We start from the raw sequence: 18,341 nt of genomic DNA on the forward strand, positions 1-18,341 counted from the left end.
GCGACATGGCCGAACACGTGCTCGTCCCAATCGACGGGTCGCCGCAGTCAGTCGCCGCGGTCCGCTTTGCCGCCTCGGAGTGGCCCGACGCCGAACTCACGCTGTTGAACGTCATCAACCCCGCCGACGCCGATTACAAAGAGCGGGCGCTCAGCGGCTCCGAGGAGTGGTTCCAAGCGGAGAAACGAAAGGCGAGAGAGACGTTCGCCGAGGTGAAAGCCGAAGTGGGACTCGTCGACGCCGACAGGCCGGTCACCGACCGCATCGAGGTCGGCAGCCCCCAGAAGCTCATCGTCGAGGTGCTGGCGGACGACGACGCCGGCTACGACCACGTCGTGATGGGCAGCCACGGTCGGACGGGCGTCTCGCGCATCCTGCTCGGCAGCGTCGCCGAGGAGGTCCTCCGGCGGTCGCCGGTGCCCGTGACCATCGTGCGGTGAGTCACGGCGCGCGACACGCCGCAACGGGACCGCGTATCCGACCCTTCGGTAACACCGGCGTCACCTAATGAGGCGATGTTATGAGTCCTGCGAGCACACCGGAATCGGCCGGTTCGACCGGATTGCAACGCCCTATTTCCGTGCCGTCCCTGGCGGCAACCGATGGAATTCACAGAGGTCGTGACGACCCGCCGCTCTATCCACGAGTACGCCGACGAGTCGCTCGATGACGAGACGCTCCGGACGATATTCGAAAACGCCGTGCAGGCCCCGTCGAGCTACAACCTCCAGCCGTGGGAGTTCGTCGTGCTGCGCGAAGACGAGACACAGCAGCTGCTCCGCGAGGCGGCCTACGACCAAGACCACGTCACCGGTGCCGCCGCGTCGGTCATCGTGCTCGGCAACAAGGACCCCGAAGCGCACGCCGAGACCGTCACCGACGACATGCTGGAGAAAGGCTACCTGCCGAGCGAAGAGGTCCGCGACGGCATCCTCGACAACATCGCCGGCATGGCCGACCTCCCCGAACAGGAGCGCCGCGTCTGGACCGTCCGCTCGACGTCGCTCGTCGCGATGTCGCTCATGTACGCCGCGTGGGACGAGGGCGTCGCCTCCTGTCCCGTCGGCGGCTTCGACGCCGACGCCGTCCTCGACGCGTTCGACATCGACGGCGAGCGGTACGAACCCGTGATGCTCCTGACGATGGGGTACCCCGCCGAGGACGCCGACGAACTGCAAGCGGAACGCAAGTACCGCCGCCCGGTCGACGAGGTCGTCCACTTCGAGAGCTTCGAGTCCGAGCAGTCGGCCGACCCTGCGACCGCCGACGACTGAGGTCTCGACGGCAACGCCGCCGCTCCCGGCGACGCTTTTTTGCCGCGGAGGCGCGCCCTTCAGCGGCCGACGCCACCGGAACACGGAACACGGAGCACGGAACACGGAACACGAAACGCGGAACGCCGGACGCGGACTCAGAAAATATTCGCCTGCTGGTAGACGCTGATGCCCTCATTCGTGAGTTCGTACGGTTTGGTCTCCCGGGAGTGGTTGGCGTCGCGTATCTTCTGAATCTCGATTGCGAGCCGGGTCTCCCGGAAGTCGTCGCCGCGGACGTACTGGAGGACGAACACGGCGTCCGAGAGGTACTCGACGATGCCGTGGCGGGAGACGTACGGCGTCGACTGGTCCGCCTCGGAGGTGAGCATCGTCGTCACGCCGGCGTCCTTCAGCGACCGCGTGAAGTTGAACACCTCGCTGCGGCGCTTCGAGGGGTGGTCGTACATCATCTCCAGAAGCGAGACGGAGTCGAGGACGAGTCGGTCTGCGCCGAACTCCTCGACCAGCCGCGGGAGGTCGTTGCGGATGCTCGACAGGCTGTTGGCCATCTCCACGGGGTCGAGGTCGACGACGGCCAATCGGCCGTCGGCCTCGTACGTCGAGAACTCCCAGCCCTTCTCGTCGGCCGTATCGAGGATGCGCTCGCGGCTCTCTTCGAGCGTGATGTAGACGCCGCTGCCGCCGTCTTCGAGGGCTTTCCGGAGGAATTGTAGCCCGAACGTCGTCTTGCCGGTCCCGGCGCTCCCGATGGCCACCATCAGCGACCGTTTGGGGACGCCGCCGAGAATCATGTCGTCGAGCCCCTCGATGCCGATGTCGATGCGGTCGATGTCGGAGTCGAACTCCTCGTCGTCGAACGTCGGGGAGTCAGACCCCTCGGGACCGGAGCCGGGAGCGGGACCGAATCCGAAATCGTCGTCCGACGAGTCGCCGCCGAACCCGCCGCCCGCGTCGGGCATCGGCGCGTTGTTGAACGCCGTGGCGAAGTCGGTCGAAAACGGGTCGTCGTCGCCGTCGAGTGGGTCGTCGTCGCGTGAGTCGTCGCCCGTACTGTCCCCGAACGGGCCGTCACCGAACGACAGCGGCTCGTCGCGCTCGTCGGCGGCGTCGGCCCCTTCGCTTTCGGTCCCGAACTCGGCTCCCCCCGTCACCGACGAGTCCAGCGCGTCCGACTCCGCGGCCGAACCGCTGTCCGCGTCGCCCGCGTCGGTCCCGCCGTCGTCGGTCTCGCCGTCGTCACGCTGCTCGCTTTCCTCGGGGTCCGCGTCGTCTGCGTCGGTCTCGCCGTCGTCCGTCTCGCGGAGTGCCCGTTCGAACCAGTCGTCGTCACTCACGGGAGCCACCACCGAACGACAGCGCGGCCGGCGTCCGTGCCTGCCATCATCACATGGTGTGTCGGCGTCGTGATGAACGTTTCCCGTGCGCAGAGCTACCACGCAGCGTCACCGAGGGCGGCGAGCCGAGACTCGCCGGGACGAACCGAGCGAGCCGGGACCGGACGACGTGACGGTGGGCTTTTGCCCGGGGGCGTCAAATCGCGGGGCATGAAGGTCGGCATCGTCGCACAGAAGGGCAACAGCCGGGCCGCGTACCTCGCCGCGGAGACGTGCGAGGCGCTCGCCGGGGTCGACGCCGAGGCCGTCGTCGACGCGGCGACCGCCGAGGAGTTGGGCGTCGAGGGCACGCCCGTCGAGTCGTTCGACGACTGCGACCTCGTGGTGAGCATCGGCGGCGACGGAACGTTTCTCTACGCCGCCCGCGGTGCCGACGGCGTCCCCATTCTCGGCGTCAACCTCGGCGAGGTCGGCTTCCTGAACGCCGTCTCGCCCGCCGACGCCATCGACGAGGTGCTGGCCGAAGTCGCCGCGTTCCGGGAGGGGGACCAGTCGGTTCGAGAGGTCCCTCGCATCGTTGCCAGCGGCGACGGCTGGGAGATGGACCCGTCGATGAACGAGGTCGTCGTCCACGGGCCTCGGCGGGGTCACGGCGGCGGCGCGGACCTGGAAGTCCGCGTGGACGGCTCGCTGTACTCCGGGAGCCACGCCGACGGCGTACTCGTCACGACGCCCGCGGGGAGTTCCGCCTACAACCTCAGCGAGGGCGGCCCGCTCGTCCACCCCGGCGTCGAGGGACTCGTCGTCACCGAGATGGCGGCCGACGAGGGGATGCCGCCGCTGGTCGTCCCTCAGGGTGCCGCCGTGAGCGTCACCGTCACCGGCGCGGCGTCGGCGGTCGTCGTCGGCGACGGGCGGACCCGGCGGACGGTGTCGCCGCCGACGGAGGTTCGCATCGAGCGGTCCGACTCGCCGGTCCGACTCGCCGGTCCGACCTCCGACTTCTTCGAAGCGCTCGGCAAACTCGACTGACTGCGCCGCCGCCGACTACTCCGCGAGTTCTCGCTCTCGCTCTCGTTCGCTCTCGTCGCCCGCCGCCTCGGCCCGGGGCAGCGGCGTCCAATCGATATCGACCACGTTGTCGGCCCGCTTGCGGAGTCCGGGGCGAGAGACGACCTCGAACGTCCGGTTTTCCGTCTCGCGGGTGAAAAGCGAGTGCGCGAGGACGTTCGCCACGTCGGCGCGGGGGATGCTCCCGCGGACGGAGTCGCCGCCCTCCCCGACGACCACGTCGCCGGTCGCGGGGCCGTCGGTGAGCGCGCCGGGCCTGATAATCGTGTGGTCGAGCGGCGCGTCTCGGAGCCGGTTCTCGCTTCGTTCCTTCGCCGAGAGGACGCCCGCCGCCGTGAGAAGCGCGCGGAGCGACAGCGGGAGGCCGCCCTTCGAGTCGCCGACGCCGATAGAGGACGTGAGGACGAACCGCTGTGCGCCCGAAGCGGTCGCGGCGTCAACGAGGTTGACGACGCCCGCGCCGTCGACGAGGTCGCCGCGGATGGTTTCGAGCCCCGCCGAGACGCCGACCGCGGAGACGACGGCGTCGGCGTCGAGGACCGCCTGACGGGCGTCGTCGGGGTCGAGGAGGTCGCCGACGACGACCTCGTCCGCGCCGCGCGCTCTGAGCTCCGACTCGGCGTCGGCGTCGCGGGTCAGCGCCCTGACGACGAGGGGCGTCTCGGCCAGCGCGTCGAGGACGTGTCGGCCCGTCCGACCCGTCGCACCGGCGAGGAGGACGCGACCGCGATTGCGTGCCATACCCGCGCATGGGGGCGCGGCTCAATAACCTTCGGGAACGCGTCAAAAGTCCGGACCGGCGGCGGTCAGCGACCGCGAGAAAACACGGTCGAGTCGGCGGCAAGTCGAGGAATCGAGTCGGGTGGGTCGCGGGTCGCGCGCCGTACTGGCTCTTACTGGCCCCAGTTGGCGACGACGCGCGGGCGCTCGCCGACCGGGAGCACGTCGATGTCCTCGTCGGCCGCGCCGCGGGCTTCGAGCGCCGCCTTCGCGGAGGCGTACGTCGAGAAGTAGCTGACCTCCTCTTCGACGCAGTCGATGAGCGTGTCGCGGTCGCGGGAGACGACGAAGTCGAAGTCGCCCTCGCGGAGCATCGTGAGGAAGTCGTCGACGTCCTCGGGCGTGAGCACCTCGTAGTACTCGTTGAAGGCGTCGAGCAGTTCCTGTCCGGCCTCGCTGTCGGCGTCGGGGAACTCGGGGTCGGCGAGGTCCACGTAGACGGTGCCGTCGGCCGGAATCGGGTCGTTGGCTGCCGACTGGGCCTTCTCGTAGGCCTTGCCGAACGAGGTCGCGGTGCCCATGACCTCGCCCGTGGACTTCATCTCCGGGCCGAGACGCGGGTCCGAACCCGGCAGGCGGTCGAACGGGAGGACGACCTCCTTGACCGACACCTGCTCGGGAATCTGCTCGCTCACGTCGAGGTCGGCAAGCGAGTTGCCGGCCATGACCTTCGCCGCGAGTTTGGCGATTGGGACGCCCGTCGCCTTCGAGACGAACGGGACGGTGCGCGAGGAACGGGGGTTGGCTTCGAGGACGTACACGTCGTTCGAGCCGTCCTCGTTTTGCTTGACCGCGAGTTGGACGTTCATCAGGCCGACCGTGTCGAGGGCGCTGGCGATGTCCTCCGTGACCTCGCGGACGCGGGCCATCGTCTCGTCGTCGAGCGAGCGCGGCGGAATCATACAGGCGGAGTCGCCGGAGTGGACGCCGGCGGCTTCGACGTGTTCCATCACGCCGCCGATGAGGACATCTTCGCCGTCGGAGACGGCGTCCACGTCGAGTTCGACGCCGTCGGCGAGGAACTCGTCGATGAGGATGGGCTTGTCGGGGGAGACGCGAACGGCCTCCTCGATGTACTCCTTGAGGTCCGCGTCGGAGTGGACGATTTCCATCGCGCGGCCGCCGAGGACGTACGACGGGCGAACGAGCACGGGGTAGCCGAGGTCGTTGGCGAGGTCGAGCGCCTCTGCCTCGCTGGTCGCGGAGCCGCCTTCGGGCTGGAGGATGCCGAGGTCGTCCATCAGGCGGTTGAAGCGGTCGCGGTCCTCGGCGAGGTCCATCGCGTCGATGGTCGTGCCGAGAATCTCGCAGTCGACGCCGCGGCGGTCGAGTTCGGATTCGAGCGGGTGGCCGATGTTGACCGAGGTCTGCCCGCCGAACTGGAGCATGACGCCGTCGGCGTCGATGGCCTCGATGACGTCGGCGACCTCTTCTGCCGTGATGGGCTCGAAAAAGAGGCCGTCGGAGGTGTCGTAGTCGGTCGACACCGTCTCGGGGTTGTTGTTGACGACGTGCGCGTCGATGCCCATGTCGCGGAGCGCCTGCACCGCGTGGACCGAACAGTAGTCGAACTCGACGCCCTGCCCGATGCGGATGGGACCGCCGCCGACGACGACGACGCTCTCCATGTCGCGGTCGACGCGGAGTTCGTTACCCGCCGAGTCGCCCTCGAAGGGGCCGCGGAAGAACTCGGGCTTGCGCGCGGAGTAGTAGTACGGCGTCTGCGCGGCGAACTCGCCGGCGCAGGTGTCGACCTGCTTGTAGGTGCGGCCGGGGACGTTCTGTTCGACCTCGCCGACGCTCGTGCCGGTCGCCGCGGCGATGCTGGCGTTGGTGTGGCCGGCGGAGGCGGCGGCGGCGAAGTCGCCCTCGGCGGCGGCCTCGACCGCCTCGACGACGCGGCCGAAGCGCTCGACGTACCACTCGTGGATGTCCGTGAGTTCGACCACGTCCTCCGTGGTGTAGCCGCGCTCGAACGCCTCGAAGATGGCGTACGGGCGGTCGGGAGTCGGTTTTTCGAGGTACTCGGCTTCGAGTTCCTCGTCGGACACCTCGTCCCAGTCGGCGGCGGGGTCGTACTCGGACGACCGAAGCGCCTTCAGAAGCGACTCCTCGAAGGTGCGCCCGATGGACATCGCCTCGCCGGTGGACTTCATGGCCGTCGAGAGCTCGAAGTCCACGTCGGTGAACTTGTCCTTGGGCCACCGCGGCACCTTCGTGACCACGTAGTCGATTGCCGGCTCGAAGGCGGCGGTGGTCTCGCCGGTGATTTCGTTGGTAATCTCGTGGAGGCGCTTGCCGAGTGCGACCTTCGCCGTGACGCGGGCGATGGGGTAACCGGTCGCCTTGGATGCGAGCGCGGAGGACCGCGAGACGCGCGGGTTCACCTCGACGACGCGGTACTCGCCGCCGGGCGTGCCGTCGTCGTGCCACGCGAACTGGATGTTACAGCCGCCCTGAATGCCGAGTTCGCGGATGACCTGGAGCGCGGCGTCGCGCATCTCTTGGTGGCCCTCGTCGGGGATGACCTGCGAGGGCGTGACGACGGTGGACTCGCCGGTGTGAATCCCCATCGGGTCGATGTTCTCCATGTTGCAGATGATGATACACGAGTCGTCGGCGTCGCGCATCACCTCGTATTCGAGTTCGACCCAGCCGGAGATGGACTCCGTGATGAGGACTTCGCTGTTGCGCGAGAGGCGAAGCCCCTTGCGGACGCGGGAGACGAGTTCGTCCATCTCGTGGACGACGCCGGAGCCGGAGCCGCCGAGCGTGTAGGTCGTCCGCGAGATGACCGGGAGACCGCCGACGGCGTCGACGGAGTCTTCGACGCGCTCTACGAGGGCCTCCTCGGTGATGTTCTCGACCGCCTCGCCTTCCTCCAGCGAGATGGTCGTCGACTTCGGGACGGGCTGGCCGATTTTCTCCATGCGCTGGCGGAACAGGTCGCGGTCCTCCGTCGCGTAGATGGTGTCGAGCGGCGTGCCCATGATGTCCACGTCGAACTCCTCTAAGACGCCCTCCTCCGCGAGTTCGGCCGTGACGTTGAGTCCGGTCTGGCCGCCGAGTCCGGCGATGACGCCGTCGGGGCGCTCGCGCTCGATAATCTCGGAGATGGCCTCGGTCGTGATGGGTTCGATGTAGACCTTGTCGGCCATCTCGGGGTCGGTCATGATGGTCGCGGGGTTCGAGTTGACGAGGACAACTCGCGCGCCTTCCTCTCGGAGCGCGCGGCAGGCCTGCGCGCCGGAGTAGTCGAATTCCGCCGCCTGTCCGATCTGGATTGGGCCGCTTCCGATGAGCAAAATCGTCCGGTCCTCCGTGCCTTCCTGAGGGCCGGTCGAGGTGTCCTCGTCAGTCATCGTCGGAATCCAATCCGCACATCGTAATAAGTCCGGCGAAAAATTACGAGGTCCGAAACTCGATTGCGAATTTCGAAAATGTTGCCGAACGCCGCTGTCGCGGCCGGGGAAGGCTTTTGACGGGTATCCGAGTACCGGCTACGCATGCCCGCGGTATTCACGACGCCGCCGCCGCTCGACGCCGGAGACCGGGTCGCGGTCGTCGCGCCGTCGCGCCCCATCGACGAGTCACAGTTGGACCGTGCGTGCGCGCGGCTCCGCGACGTGTTCTCGCTCGACCCCGTCGTCTTCGAGTCGGCCCGACGCGACTGGGAGTGGCTCCGGGACAACCCGGCGGCGCGCGCGGAGGACGTGATGGCGGCCTTCGAGGACCCGTCGATACGCGGCGTCATCGCTGTCACCGGCGGCGACGACCAGCTTCGAATCCTCCCGCATCTCGACCCGGCGCGGCTGACCGCGTCGCCGACGCGCTTCTTCGGCTTCAGCGACAACGACAATCTCCGGCTGTTCCTCTGGACCCACGGCGTCGTGAGCTACGGCGCGACGCTCCACCCGACGCTCACCGTGGACCCCGAAATCCACCCGTACGTCGAGCGATACCTCCGGCGGGCGTTCTTCGAGCGCTCTCTCGGCGTCGTCGAGCCCGCCTCGGAGTGGACCGACGACTGGTTCGACTTCGACACCGAAGAGCCCCGAGAGTGGCGCGATAACCCGGGTCGGACGTGGCGGGGCGACGAACGAGTGACCGGGCGACTCTGGGGCGGTAACTTCAGCGTCGTGAAGTGGCATCTCCAGACCGGCCGGTACCTCCCGAACCCCGACGAACTCGACGGGGCGGTGCTCGCGCTCGAAACCTCGGAGGACGTGCCGCTCCCCCGCGAGGTCCGGTACACGTTGCGGTCGATGGGCGAACGCGGCTTGTTAGAACGATTCGACGGCGTCGTGGTCGGTCAGCCGCGGACGTACTCGCCCGAACTGGAGTGGGAACCGCCGGCCGACTACGGCGCGCACCTCCGCGCGGAGCTGCTGTCGGTCCTCGACGCGTACAACCCCGACGCCACGGCGGTGTTCGACGTGGAGTTCGGCCACGCCGACCCGACGGTGCCGCTCCCGCTCGGCGCGAAGGCGACGCTGGACCCGGCGGTCGAGCGGCTTCGAATCGACTGAAAAGCGGGGCGTCCCCGCCCGAGCGCTACATGTACGGCTCGGGGTCGAGGTCGCGCTGGGCGCGGTACTGGTCGACGAACTCGCCCACGTCGAACTGGAGCATCTTCGACTCGAACTCCGAGACGACGTCGTCGTCGTCGGCGTGGCTGACGGCGTGTTCCATCAGCTCCACGACGAGTTCGACGATTATCTCGTGGAGCCTTCGAGAATCGAAATCGGTCACCCAGACGATGCCCGCGCCGAGTTCGCCGTCCTCGGACACGTCCTCGGAGACGACGGCCTCGGGGAACTCCTCCAAGACGATGCCCATGAGGTGGGCCGTCCCGAACTCGGGCATGTCGTCGCTCGTGGTCTCGATGGTCTCCTGAAGGATGTCGACGAGGAACTCCGGGAGGAAGCGGTCGGGCGGGTGGACGTCCATGACGACTGCGTGGCTGTCGCCGCACGGACAGTCGAACTCCCGTTTGCCCAAGTCGAGTTCCCGGACGCGCTTCGTCTCGCCGCAGGGGAGGTCCAAGACGGCCCCGCGGCCGCCGGGAACGCTCGGTTCAGACATACCCGTGGGTTGCGGTTCTCGCCGTTTAAACGTCGCGTTCTTCGGAATCGGCGCGAGCGAAAAACGAGGCGCGGACCGTCGGTTGCGGTCGGTCGGTCCGTCGGACTGTCGCGAAAAACGGCGGTGAGTCGGGCGAAACCGCCCGTCGGCGTCCCCTCAGCGACGGCCCGAGACGTAGACGATGGGGCCGACGACGAGGAGCGTGATGCCGAGGAACATGTAGTGGGGCTTGGCCAGCGTCACCGGGGTCAGAAGGAAGATGAGCCCGAACAGCGTGGCGTTGATGCCGAGGATGTGCCGGGACTTCAGCGGCAGCGTTCCGACCGTCGACAGGACGAACACGAGCAACAGCGCCTGCCCGATGTTGTAGTCGAGCAGGAAGGTGTCTACGAGCTGAAGGGGAAGCATTCTTGTTTTCTCGGTCGGTTCGAATCGACTATCAAAGTTCCGTTATTCTCGTTGGAAACCGGCGGTCGAACCCCCCGATATTGGGGCGACCGGGCGGTCGGTGCGGTCCCGGGAGTCGGTGAACACCGCTGTCGGTGCGGGTGACGCCCGACGGACGGGGGCGCGCTACTCGGCCGGACCGGTGATGTCGAGCGGGCGAATCCACCCGTACCAGACGATAACGACCATGCCCGCGTAGCCGAGCGTGAACACGACCATCCCGAGGTCGTTGTAGCCGGCCTCGCCGAGGAGGCGTCGCGCCACGCCCGGGAGGACGATGCCGAGCGTCACGACCGCCGCGAGGAGGAGGTTCCCCCGCGACAGAAACGACTTCTTCGTCTCGCTCATGAGCGGGACTCGGGACCGAGGCGACGTGAATCGCACGGTTCCGAGAGCGACCCCGAACTCCGGTCCCGACGCGCCCGAATCGCTGGACTGCGCGCCCGCGGCACCGAAAACCTATATCGTCCCCCGACGCACCGCGGGTATGCACCTCCGTCCCCTCCCCGAGGAGCACCGCGAGACGTACCGCGAGTTCCTCAACTACGCCTTCCGGCCCGAGAACGGCCCCGACTGGTCGGACGAGCGACTGCCCGACCCGGAGAGCTACCGCCCGCGGGGGTTCTACGACGCCCCGCCCGACGCGCCCGTCGAGGACCTCGACGCGGCCGACCTGCGGACGGTGTGTGCCTTCTACGACTTCACGGCCCGCGTCCGCGGCGAGTGGCACCCGCTCCCCGGTATCTCGGCGGTCGCCTCACCTCCGGAGGCGCGCCGACAGGGCCACGTCGCCGCGATGCTCGACGCCCTCCTCGCGGAGTTCCGCGACACCGGCCGGTATCTCTCGGCGCTCTGGCCGTTCGAGTACGCTTTCTACCGCCGGTTCGGCTGGGCGACGGCGAGCAACTACGCGAAGACGACGGTGCCGCCCGACGAACTCGGGGCGGTCGCCGCCGACCCGGCCGGGGAGTTCGTCCGACTCGACGCCGACGACTGGGGGCGGGTCAAAGACGTATCCGCGGCCGCGGCGACCGAAGACCTCGCGGTGGACCGAAGCGAGGGCTGGATTCGCCACCGGCTGTTCCGCGGGTGGGACGACGACCCGTTCGTCTACGGCTGGGAGCGAGACGGCGACCTCCGCGGCTACGTCGTCTACGACGTGACCGGCGACTGGGAGTCGCGGACGCTGTCCGTGGACGAACTCGTCGCCGCCGACGCCGAGGCCCGCGCCCACCTGTTTCGGTTCCTCCGGGACCACGACTCGCAGGTCGACGAGGTCGTCCTCTCGTCGGAACACGAATCCTCCCGGCTCATCGACGACCTGACCGACCCGCGGGCGGCGACGGTCGAACTCAAGCCCGGCCCGATGGTCCGCATCGTGGACGTGCCGGCCGCCCTCGAAGCCGTCTCGTTCCCCGCCGACGCCGCCTGCGACCTCGTCCTCGCGGTCGAAGACGGCCGGTGCGACTGGAACGACGGCCCGTTCAGCCTCATCGTCGCCGACGGCGCGGCGAGCGTCGAATCGGTTGGCCGCGACGCCGACCCCGACGCGACCGTCGAAATCGGGGTGCTCTCGCAACTCCTCGTCGGCGCGCGGGCCGTCGAGGCGCTCGCTCGCACCGACCGCCTCTCGGTCGCTGATGCGGAGGCGGCCGACGCCCTCGCCTCGGTGTTCACAGAGCGGGACCGCTACCTGCGCGAGGGGTTCTGAGCGAGCGGAGCGTCGAATCCGACACCCGGCCGGGTCGGGTTTTTTCTCACCGGCCGCCGAAATCCGGGCGTGGCATCAGTTCCGATTCTCGTCGGGTTCACAGTCGTCGGGGCGATTCTCGCGTGGAAGGGCGGCGACATGCTCGTGCAGGCCTCGGACCGGTTGGGCGCGTACTACGGACTCCCCGCCATCGTGCAGGGGGCTATCATCGCCGCCGTGGGGTCGAGCTTCCCCGAGCTATCGAGTATCGTCATCGCCACGCTCCGGTACCAGTCGTTCGACATCGGGGTCGGTGCGGTCGTCGGGTCGGCCGTCTACAACATCCTCATCATCCCGGCCGTGTCGGCGCTGGTCGGTGAGGGCCAGCGGCTCGCCTCGAACCGCGACTTAGTCTACAAGGAAGCGCAGTTCTACTTGCTTTCTATCGCCGTCCTCGTGCTCACGTTCTCGCTTGCGGTCATCTACCGCCCCGCCGCCGACACCGCGGGCCTCGACGGGTTCGTCACGCGCCCGCTGGCGTGCATCCCGCTCGGGCTGTACGGGCTGTATCTGTTCATGCAGTACCACGACACGCTGGAGCACCGCGCCGGACTCACCGCCGTCGTCGACGACGTGAACCCGAAACGCGAGTGGCTCGCGCTCGGCGGGTCGCTCGCGGTCATCCTCGTCGGAGCCGAACTGCTCGTCCGCGCGGCGGTCGGTCTCGGCGACGCCTTCGGCACGTCGCCGTTCCTCTGGGGGCTGACGGTCGTCGCCGCCGGCACGAGCCTGCCGGACACCTTCGTCAGCGTCGGAGCCGCTCGGCAGGGCAACGCGCCGATGAGCCTCGCCAACGTCTTCGGGAGCAACGTCTTCGCGCTCCTCGTCGCCCTCCCCGTCGGCATCCTCGTCGCCGGGGGCGCGGTCATCGCGTTCGAGGAGGTCGTTCCGATGATGAGTTTCCTCACGGGCGCGTCGGTCGTCTTCTTCGCCGTCCTCCGGACCGAGATGGCGCTGACGCGCGGCGAGGCGTACGTCCTCCTCGGAACCTACGCGCTGTTCGTCGCGTGGCTGGTCGCAGAGAGCCTCGGCGTGACGGGCGTTCTCGGCTGAGGCGACGCTCGGGAGCAACCACTCAGAAAACGGAAAACGGACTCGCCGCAGGAAGGGCAGTCGCGGCGAGCGAGGTTGATGATGACTGCACGCGCAGTCGGGGGTCGAGGGTCGGTCCGAACCCTGTTAGTCGCCGGGCGTGTTACCACGCTGGTACCGGCCGACCATCTTCCACATCGCCGCGTCGAGATCCTCGCCGTCGGCGGCGGACTCAATCTGGCGGTACAGGTGTTCGGAGACGTCGATGGTTGGCATCACCAACACGTATGGCGTGTACGGATTTAATACTACTGGGATACAGAACTGAGTAAATTTGTTCGGGAGGGACGGACGCGTAGCCACGAGACCGGGCGACAGCGCCGCCGTTCGGAGGTGTGAAACGGTTGGTGCCGAGAGAAACTCGGAGTGGAAGACGTGACAGAAGCCAGAGTGTTGCTACTGCCGCGCCTGCCGGAGCGACGCGCCGTCGAAGCGCTTCAACGCGAGTTCGCCCGCTTCGAGCGGGTCGACGGGCGTGTCGTGTTCGTCGTCCATGTGTTCCATCGCGAGAACGCCGACGCTCTCGCGGGAGTCGGCCGTGGAGGTGTGGCCGCACCCGTACAGACAGGTGAGTTCGTATTCCATGTTATTCAGTACCACAATCTATTGCGTGATATATCTTTCTCCGTATTCGTCCGTTCGACCAACCAGATGCCGATAAATGCGAACGAATCTGCGTAAAGAGACGTGAGTTTGTGCGAAACAATCGGATATCTGAGTCAAACATTAGTGATTCTCTGTATCGGGTCGTCGTCGGTCGGATGGGGGAGTCGAGACTCCGTCGCTGATTCGTCCCGACGACACGAACGATAGACCGAGCGTTCTCTCGGTCGGTGATATTCGCAGAAGTTGGGTGGCCGGGGAGTTTCAGCCCCTGACTCGCATCGGCAACGAAACGTTATCGATGGGAGTGGGCCAACGCGGATTTGAACCGCGGGCCTCCCGGTTATCAGCCGAGCGCTCAACCTGACTGAGCTATTGGCCCAGGTAAGCGCATTCACTCGTTGTGCGCTGTTGATTTTAAGACTTTCTTTTCGGAGGCGCGTTGGTGCGTGTTAGTGAATGTCGTCGCCGTCGGTCGATTGCGGGACTCGAAACGCCGGCCAATCGCGTGGCTGCGCGGGTGAAACACTCGGAACAACCGACACGAGAGCGGCGAAAACGGTTACGTGGAGTCGTTGCTGTCGCGGTCGAACCGATACGAGTCGGGGTCGGCGTCGTAGACGCCGTCACCGCCGCTGCTACTGCCGGAACTGCCGCTGCCGCTGGAACCGCTTCCGCCGCTCGGGCCGGGCGAGCCACCGGGACCGCCGGGACCGAAGTCGCCCTGCGGGAAGCCGGTCGTCCAGACGTTGCCGGTGACGAAGCCGTCGGCGCGCTTGTCGAGGTACGGCTTGACGACGAAGCGCTTGAGCACCTCGCGGATGGGGTACCGCGTCACCGGGATGGCGAGCAGGAAGCCGATGGTGTCGGTGACGAGCCCCGGCGTGAGGAGGAACGCGCCCGCGGCGATGAGCAGGCCGCCGTCCATGACCTCGTTCGTCGGGAGGTCGCCGCCGGCGAACTTCGACTGGAGGCTTCTGAGGGTGTGTCGCCCCTCGGCGCGGACGATGAGCATCCCGACGAGCCCGGTCAGGACGACGAGCGCGACGGTCGGCACGAGGTCGATGTACTGCGCGACGACCACGAGCAGCAACGCGTCGGAGAGGGGGATGAGGAGCAAGAGCGCCATCAGCGTGCGCGTTCGCATGGGCGACACTACCGGGCCGCGGCCCATAGCCCTTTTGTCCCGCCCGCGGCGCGCCGGGTTCTCGAATCGGTCCGCGACGGTCGTCGAGGGGTTCGCGCGACCCGCGGACGGCGACCGGTCGTGCCACGAGGGCTCGAAGCGCTTACCCGCGTCCACCGCGGATGGGTGGACATGACCGACGAGACGCGCGTCGAATGGCGAGAGTGGGGTCCCGACGCGTTCGCCGAGGCGCGAGCGGCGGACAAGCCAATCTTGCTTTCGCTGTCGGCGACGTGGTGCGAGGACTGTCACGAGATGGACGCCGAGACGTACGCCGAACCGCGCATCGCGGCGAACCTCAACGACGGCTTCGTCCCGATTCGGGTGAACGTGGACCGCCAACCGCGCATCCGCGAGCGGTACAACATGGGCGGCTTCCCCTCGACCGTCTTCCTCGCGCCCGACGGCCACCCCATCACGGGCGCGACGTTCATCGGCCCCGACGGCATGCGGCAGGTTATCGACCGCGTACGCGAGGTGTGGGACAAGAAGGGCGCAGAGGCCGGCCGCCTCCCGCGGGCGCTCAGGGGCGACCTCCCGCCCGCGGGCGAGGTGTCGCCGCAGATCGAATCGCACCTCGCCGGCCAGTTGGAAGTCGCCTTCGACGAGGCCCACGGCGGCTGGGGCGACGCCGCGAAGTTCCCGCTCCCGCGGACCGTCGAGTTCGCGCTGAAGCGCGACCGAAGCCGGGCGCTCCGGTCCCTCGACGCGATTCGCGACGGGCTGTACGACCCCGTCGAGGGCGGCTTCTTCCGCTACGCCGACGACGCCGCGTGGTCGAAGCCGAACCGCGAGAAGACGCTCGAATCGAACGCCGCGCTCCTGCGGGCGTTCGCCAACGGCTACCGCTACACCGGCGAGGACGCCTACCTCGACCCCGCGTCGGGGACCGCCGACTTCCTCGTCGACTCGCTGTGGACCGGGACCGGCTTCGCCGGGAGCATGGGCCCCGCGGCGGGGACGGACTACTACCTCCTCGGGAAGGAGGGCCGCGACAACGCGCCCGGCCCGCGAACCGACCTCACGGTGTACGCCGGCGGCAACGCCCTCGCCGCGGACGCGCTGTTGGTGCTGGCGGGGCTCACCGACGACGAGCGGGCCCGCGAGTTCGGTTCGCGCGCGCTCTCGCGGGTCGCAGAGGACCTCGTCGACGACGGCGTCGTGACGCACTTCCGGTCCGGCGGCGACGCGGGCGAGGACCTCCTGCTCGAAGACCAGGCGCGCGTGGTCGCCGCGGCCTGCCGCGCCCGGCAGGTGCTCGGCGACGAAACGGTGGCGGGCGACCCGCTTCTGGACTTCGCCGCCGAGGTTGCCGACGCCGCCATCGACGAACTGTTCGACGAGGGCTCGTTCCTCGACGGCCCCGCGAGCGGCGAGGCGCTCCTGTCGTCGCCGCTGCGCCCGCTCGACGGGAACGTGGAGATGGCGAACGCGCTCGTCGACCTCGCGGCGCTCACCGGCGACGAGCGCTACCGCGAGGTCGCACAGGAGACCATCGCCGCGTTCGCTGGCGCGTGGGACCGCATCGGCGTGCAGGTCGCCGCCTACGGAACCGCGGCGGCGCGGCTGCTCCGCGACCCGCTTCTCGTCGAACTCAACGACGGCGTCGGCTCCGACCTCCACCGGGCGGCGCTCCGCGTCGCGGACCACGAGGCGCTCGTGGTTCCGGATGCCGATGCCGACGGTCTCCCGGCGGGGACCGCGCGCGTCAGCGCCGGCGAGACGGCGGTGGAGGCAACCACTCCCGAGGAGTTGATGGAGGCGGTCTCCACGGTGACGCCCGACGCCTGACCGCGACCCGCGGCAACCGCAGACGGGTGTAAACATCCGGTTTGTTTATCAGGGAGAAACGAGACGGACGGTGCATGACCAGTTTGCGAGACCTCGGGCTGTCCGAGTACGAGGCCCGAGCCTATCGCGCCCTCCTGCGGACGGGCGCGACGACGGCCAAGGAGTTATCCCGCGCCAGCGACGTGCCGATGGGCCGCGTCTACGACGTGCTGAACAGCCTCGAACAGTACCACCTCATCCGGAGTCAGGCGGCCAGCCGGCCGAAGAAGTACGTCGCCGTCGAGCCCGACACGGCGCTCGACCGCCTACTCGAATCGAAGCGCCAAGAGCTGGCCGAGAAGGCCGAGCAGTACGAGAACGTCGTCGCCGAGCTGACCGACGAACTCGACGCCGCCGAGCCGGTTCACGACCAGTTCTGGACGGCCGCGGTCGGCGCTGACGAGACCATCGACCTGCTCGTGGAGCGACTCGCGGCGGCCGACGACTCGCTCGTGATGGTCGCCGGGACGCCCTCGCCGCAGTTCGACCTCGACGCCGTCGGCGACCTCGTCGTGGACGAACTGGAGGCGGCGCTCGACCGCGGGGTCGACGTGTCGATGCTCATGTCGCCGGGGCTCGTCGACAGCCTGCCCGAGAGCGTCGGCCAGAGCTACATGGACCGGCTGTCGAGCAGGTCGAACTTCCGCGCGCGCACCGCGGAGAACGTCACGGGCGTGTTCAACCTCATCGACGACGTGGAGGTCTGTATCGAGGTGCCGAACCCCCTCAACCCCGGACAGGCGTTCGCCATGATAGACCTGAAAGACCCCGAGTTCGCCGCCGACCTCCGAGCGACGTTCGACCCGCGCTGGGAGGAAGCGGCACCGCTCCCGTTGTAGCGGTTCGCGGCGGTACAGAATCGAGGTTCGAAAAACGAGCGTCTCGGGCGTCGAGGGCGTTCAGGCGTCGAGTTCGTCGCGGAGCTGTCCCAGCGTCACCTCGCGCTCGGCGTGGGCGTTGTGCTGGTGAATCGACTCGTCGTTCGACTGTTTCATGTGGACCACCGCGTCGTCCCCGAGGTGGTCGAGCGCCTCGAGGGACAGCTCGGCCATCGAGCGGACGCAGTCCTCGACGAACTTCGCGTTGGCGTGGGCGTGGTAGGTCATGTGGTCCTCGTCGGGGCGCTTGGCGAGGTTGTAGATGCGCGCCGACATCGAGTCGCGGGCGATGTCGATGAGGTCCATGAGGTCGACCTCCGGCGAACCCTCTGTTTCGACGGTGAGCGTGGCGTGGCCGCGCTGGGAGTGACCCGGCTGGGGGACCTTGTCGAGGAACTCCTCGATGGTGTCGTCGTCGACGGCGAGATCCTGCAACACGTCGCGGGCGCGGGAGGCGGACATGCCCTGCGAGCAGGGACAGACGGTCATGCCGACCACTTCCGCGCCGATTTCCTCGCGAGTGCCCTCGTCGGTCGCGGTGGCGCTGGCGATGATTTCGGCGGTGCTCTGGGTGGAGAGGCCGCTTGCGGGGGTGTCCTCGCGGACGACGAGTTCGGCGGTCATGCTGACCTCGGCGGTCGTCGTGTACTCGTGTTTGGCGAGGAGGCGCTCGGCGGCGTCGCCGCACATGTCCTCGACGCGGTAGGCCGGCTCGGAGACGGCGGCTTCGAGGACCTCGTCGATGACCTGCATATTTCGGCTCATGTCGATGCCCTTGCGGCCGCCGGGGAGGTCGACGAACACTTCGAACTCCGCCATCAAGACGAGGGGTCGCTTCCCGTCGCGGGCGATCTTGACGAGCTTCTCGACGCCCGTGACGCCGACCTGGCTCAGCCCGACGGTCACGTCCGGCTGGGAGGCCTGTACGTCAGGCAACTGGTGACTCATCGAGGAGTAAAAAGTGCCGTTGCTGATTAGTGCTTTCGATAGGGGAACGGAATCGCGGGC

The 18,341-nt window shown here is 68.1% G+C and carries 18 protein-coding genes and 1 tRNA gene; 8 read left to right on the plus strand and 11 right to left on the minus strand.

Features of this window, described 5'->3' with window-relative positions; translation table 11 throughout:
- Window positions 1–5: 5 nt before the first annotated feature.
- Window positions 6–440 (plus strand): universal stress protein, encoded by a 435-nt coding sequence (locus DVK03_RS11340; protein ID WP_004062599.1) that lies wholly within the window; start codon window positions 6–8, stop codon window positions 438–440.
- Window positions 441–602: 162 nt separating this feature from the next.
- Window positions 603–1,274: a nitroreductase family protein gene (locus DVK03_RS11345; protein WP_006601371.1), complete on the plus strand. Its 672-nt coding sequence runs from the start codon at window positions 603–605 to the stop codon at window positions 1,272–1,274.
- A 137-nt stretch (window positions 1,275–1,411) separates the two neighbouring features.
- On the opposite strand, the gene DVK03_RS11350 is transcribed toward DVK03_RS11345, so the two are convergent.
- Entirely contained in the window at window positions 1,412–2,611 is a 1,200-nt protein-coding gene (locus tag DVK03_RS11350; protein WP_115802979.1) for a KaiC domain-containing protein, read from the minus strand.
- Window positions 2,612–2,821: 210 nt separating this feature from the next.
- Between DVK03_RS11350 and DVK03_RS11355 the strand changes: the two genes are divergently transcribed.
- Window positions 2,822–3,643 (plus strand): NAD(+)/NADH kinase, encoded by an 822-nt coding sequence (locus tag DVK03_RS11355; protein ID WP_004062602.1) that lies wholly within the window; start codon window positions 2,822–2,824, stop codon window positions 3,641–3,643.
- Between the two features lie 15 nt (window positions 3,644–3,658).
- On the opposite strand, the gene DVK03_RS11360 is transcribed toward DVK03_RS11355, so the two are convergent.
- Both DVK03_RS11360 and carB read right to left on the minus strand, forming a co-directional pair.
- Window positions 3,659–4,423 (minus strand): SDR family oxidoreductase, encoded by a 765-nt coding sequence (locus tag DVK03_RS11360; protein ID WP_004062603.1) that lies wholly within the window; start codon window positions 4,421–4,423, stop codon window positions 3,659–3,661.
- Between the two features lie 152 nt (window positions 4,424–4,575).
- Window positions 4,576–7,824 (minus strand): carbamoyl-phosphate synthase large subunit, encoded by a 3,249-nt coding sequence (gene carB / locus DVK03_RS11365; protein WP_115802980.1) that lies wholly within the window; start codon window positions 7,822–7,824, stop codon window positions 4,576–4,578.
- Between the two features lie 144 nt (window positions 7,825–7,968).
- Between carB and DVK03_RS11370 the strand changes: the two genes are divergently transcribed.
- Window positions 7,969–8,991 (plus strand): S66 peptidase family protein, encoded by a 1,023-nt coding sequence (locus tag DVK03_RS11370; RefSeq protein ID WP_115802981.1) that lies wholly within the window; start codon window positions 7,969–7,971, stop codon window positions 8,989–8,991.
- Between the two features lie 25 nt (window positions 8,992–9,016).
- Here the strand turns inward: DVK03_RS11370 and DVK03_RS11375 are convergent, their stop codons facing one another.
- The 3 genes from DVK03_RS11375 to DVK03_RS11385 form a co-directional block, all read right to left on the minus strand.
- Entirely contained in the window at window positions 9,017–9,547 is a 531-nt protein-coding gene (locus DVK03_RS11375; RefSeq protein ID WP_004042248.1) for a DUF5815 family protein, read from the minus strand.
- 156 nt (window positions 9,548–9,703) lie between these two features.
- On the minus strand, window positions 9,704–9,955 hold the full coding sequence (locus DVK03_RS11380; protein ID WP_004062606.1) for a hypothetical protein: 252 nt from the start codon (window positions 9,953–9,955) through the stop codon (window positions 9,704–9,706).
- 165 nt (window positions 9,956–10,120) lie between these two features.
- A complete protein-coding gene (locus DVK03_RS11385) occupies window positions 10,121–10,342 on the minus strand; it encodes a hypothetical protein (RefSeq protein ID WP_115802982.1) in 222 nt (73 codons plus the stop codon).
- A 139-nt stretch (window positions 10,343–10,481) separates the two neighbouring features.
- On the opposite strand from DVK03_RS11385, the gene eis reads away from it, so the two are divergent.
- Both eis and DVK03_RS11395 read left to right on the plus strand, forming a co-directional pair.
- Entirely contained in the window at window positions 10,482–11,705 is a 1,224-nt protein-coding gene (eis, locus tag DVK03_RS11390; RefSeq protein ID WP_115803323.1) for an enhanced intracellular survival protein Eis, read from the plus strand.
- A 69-nt stretch (window positions 11,706–11,774) separates the two neighbouring features.
- Entirely contained in the window at window positions 11,775–12,797 is a 1,023-nt protein-coding gene (locus DVK03_RS11395; RefSeq protein WP_006601370.1) for a sodium:calcium antiporter, read from the plus strand.
- Between the two features lie 126 nt (window positions 12,798–12,923).
- On the opposite strand, the gene DVK03_RS20430 is transcribed toward DVK03_RS11395, so the two are convergent.
- From DVK03_RS20430 to DVK03_RS11410, 4 genes are all read right to left on the minus strand, one after another.
- Complete coding sequence (locus tag DVK03_RS20430; RefSeq protein WP_004042243.1) at window positions 12,924–13,052, minus strand: hypothetical protein; 129 nt, start codon at window positions 13,050–13,052, stop codon at window positions 12,924–12,926.
- A gap of 180 nt (window positions 13,053–13,232) precedes the next feature.
- Complete coding sequence (locus DVK03_RS11400; RefSeq protein ID WP_004042242.1) at window positions 13,233–13,421, minus strand: hypothetical protein; 189 nt, start codon at window positions 13,419–13,421, stop codon at window positions 13,233–13,235.
- Between the two features lie 326 nt (window positions 13,422–13,747).
- A tRNA-Ile gene (locus tag DVK03_RS11405) sits at window positions 13,748–13,821 on the minus strand.
- A gap of 180 nt (window positions 13,822–14,001) precedes the next feature.
- Complete coding sequence (locus DVK03_RS11410) at window positions 14,002–14,586, minus strand: FxsA family protein (protein WP_013035598.1); 585 nt, start codon at window positions 14,584–14,586, stop codon at window positions 14,002–14,004.
- A gap of 171 nt (window positions 14,587–14,757) precedes the next feature.
- Here DVK03_RS11410 and DVK03_RS11415 point away from each other — a divergent pair, with 171 nt between their 5' ends.
- The gene (locus tag DVK03_RS11415) at window positions 14,758–16,416 is read left to right on the plus strand and encodes a DUF255 domain-containing protein (protein ID WP_115802983.1); all 1,659 of its coding nucleotides are present in this window, start codon (window positions 14,758–14,760) and stop codon (window positions 16,414–16,416) included.
- Between the two features lie 74 nt (window positions 16,417–16,490).
- Window positions 16,491–17,294: a TrmB family transcriptional regulator gene (locus DVK03_RS11420; RefSeq protein ID WP_004062611.1), complete on the plus strand. Its 804-nt coding sequence runs from the start codon at window positions 16,491–16,493 to the stop codon at window positions 17,292–17,294.
- A 60-nt stretch (window positions 17,295–17,354) separates the two neighbouring features.
- Here DVK03_RS11420 and mptA read toward each other — a convergent pair whose 3' ends face one another.
- Window positions 17,355–18,281, minus strand: coding sequence for a GTP cyclohydrolase MptA (mptA, locus tag DVK03_RS11425; RefSeq protein ID WP_115802984.1), 927 nt, complete (start codon window positions 18,279–18,281; stop codon window positions 17,355–17,357).
- Window positions 18,282–18,341: the final 60 nt, after the last annotated feature.

Source organism: Haloferax sp. Atlit-109R (assembly GCF_003665865.1).
GTDB classification, from domain to species: domain Archaea; phylum Halobacteriota; class Halobacteria; order Halobacteriales; family Haloferacaceae; genus Haloferax; species Haloferax volcanii.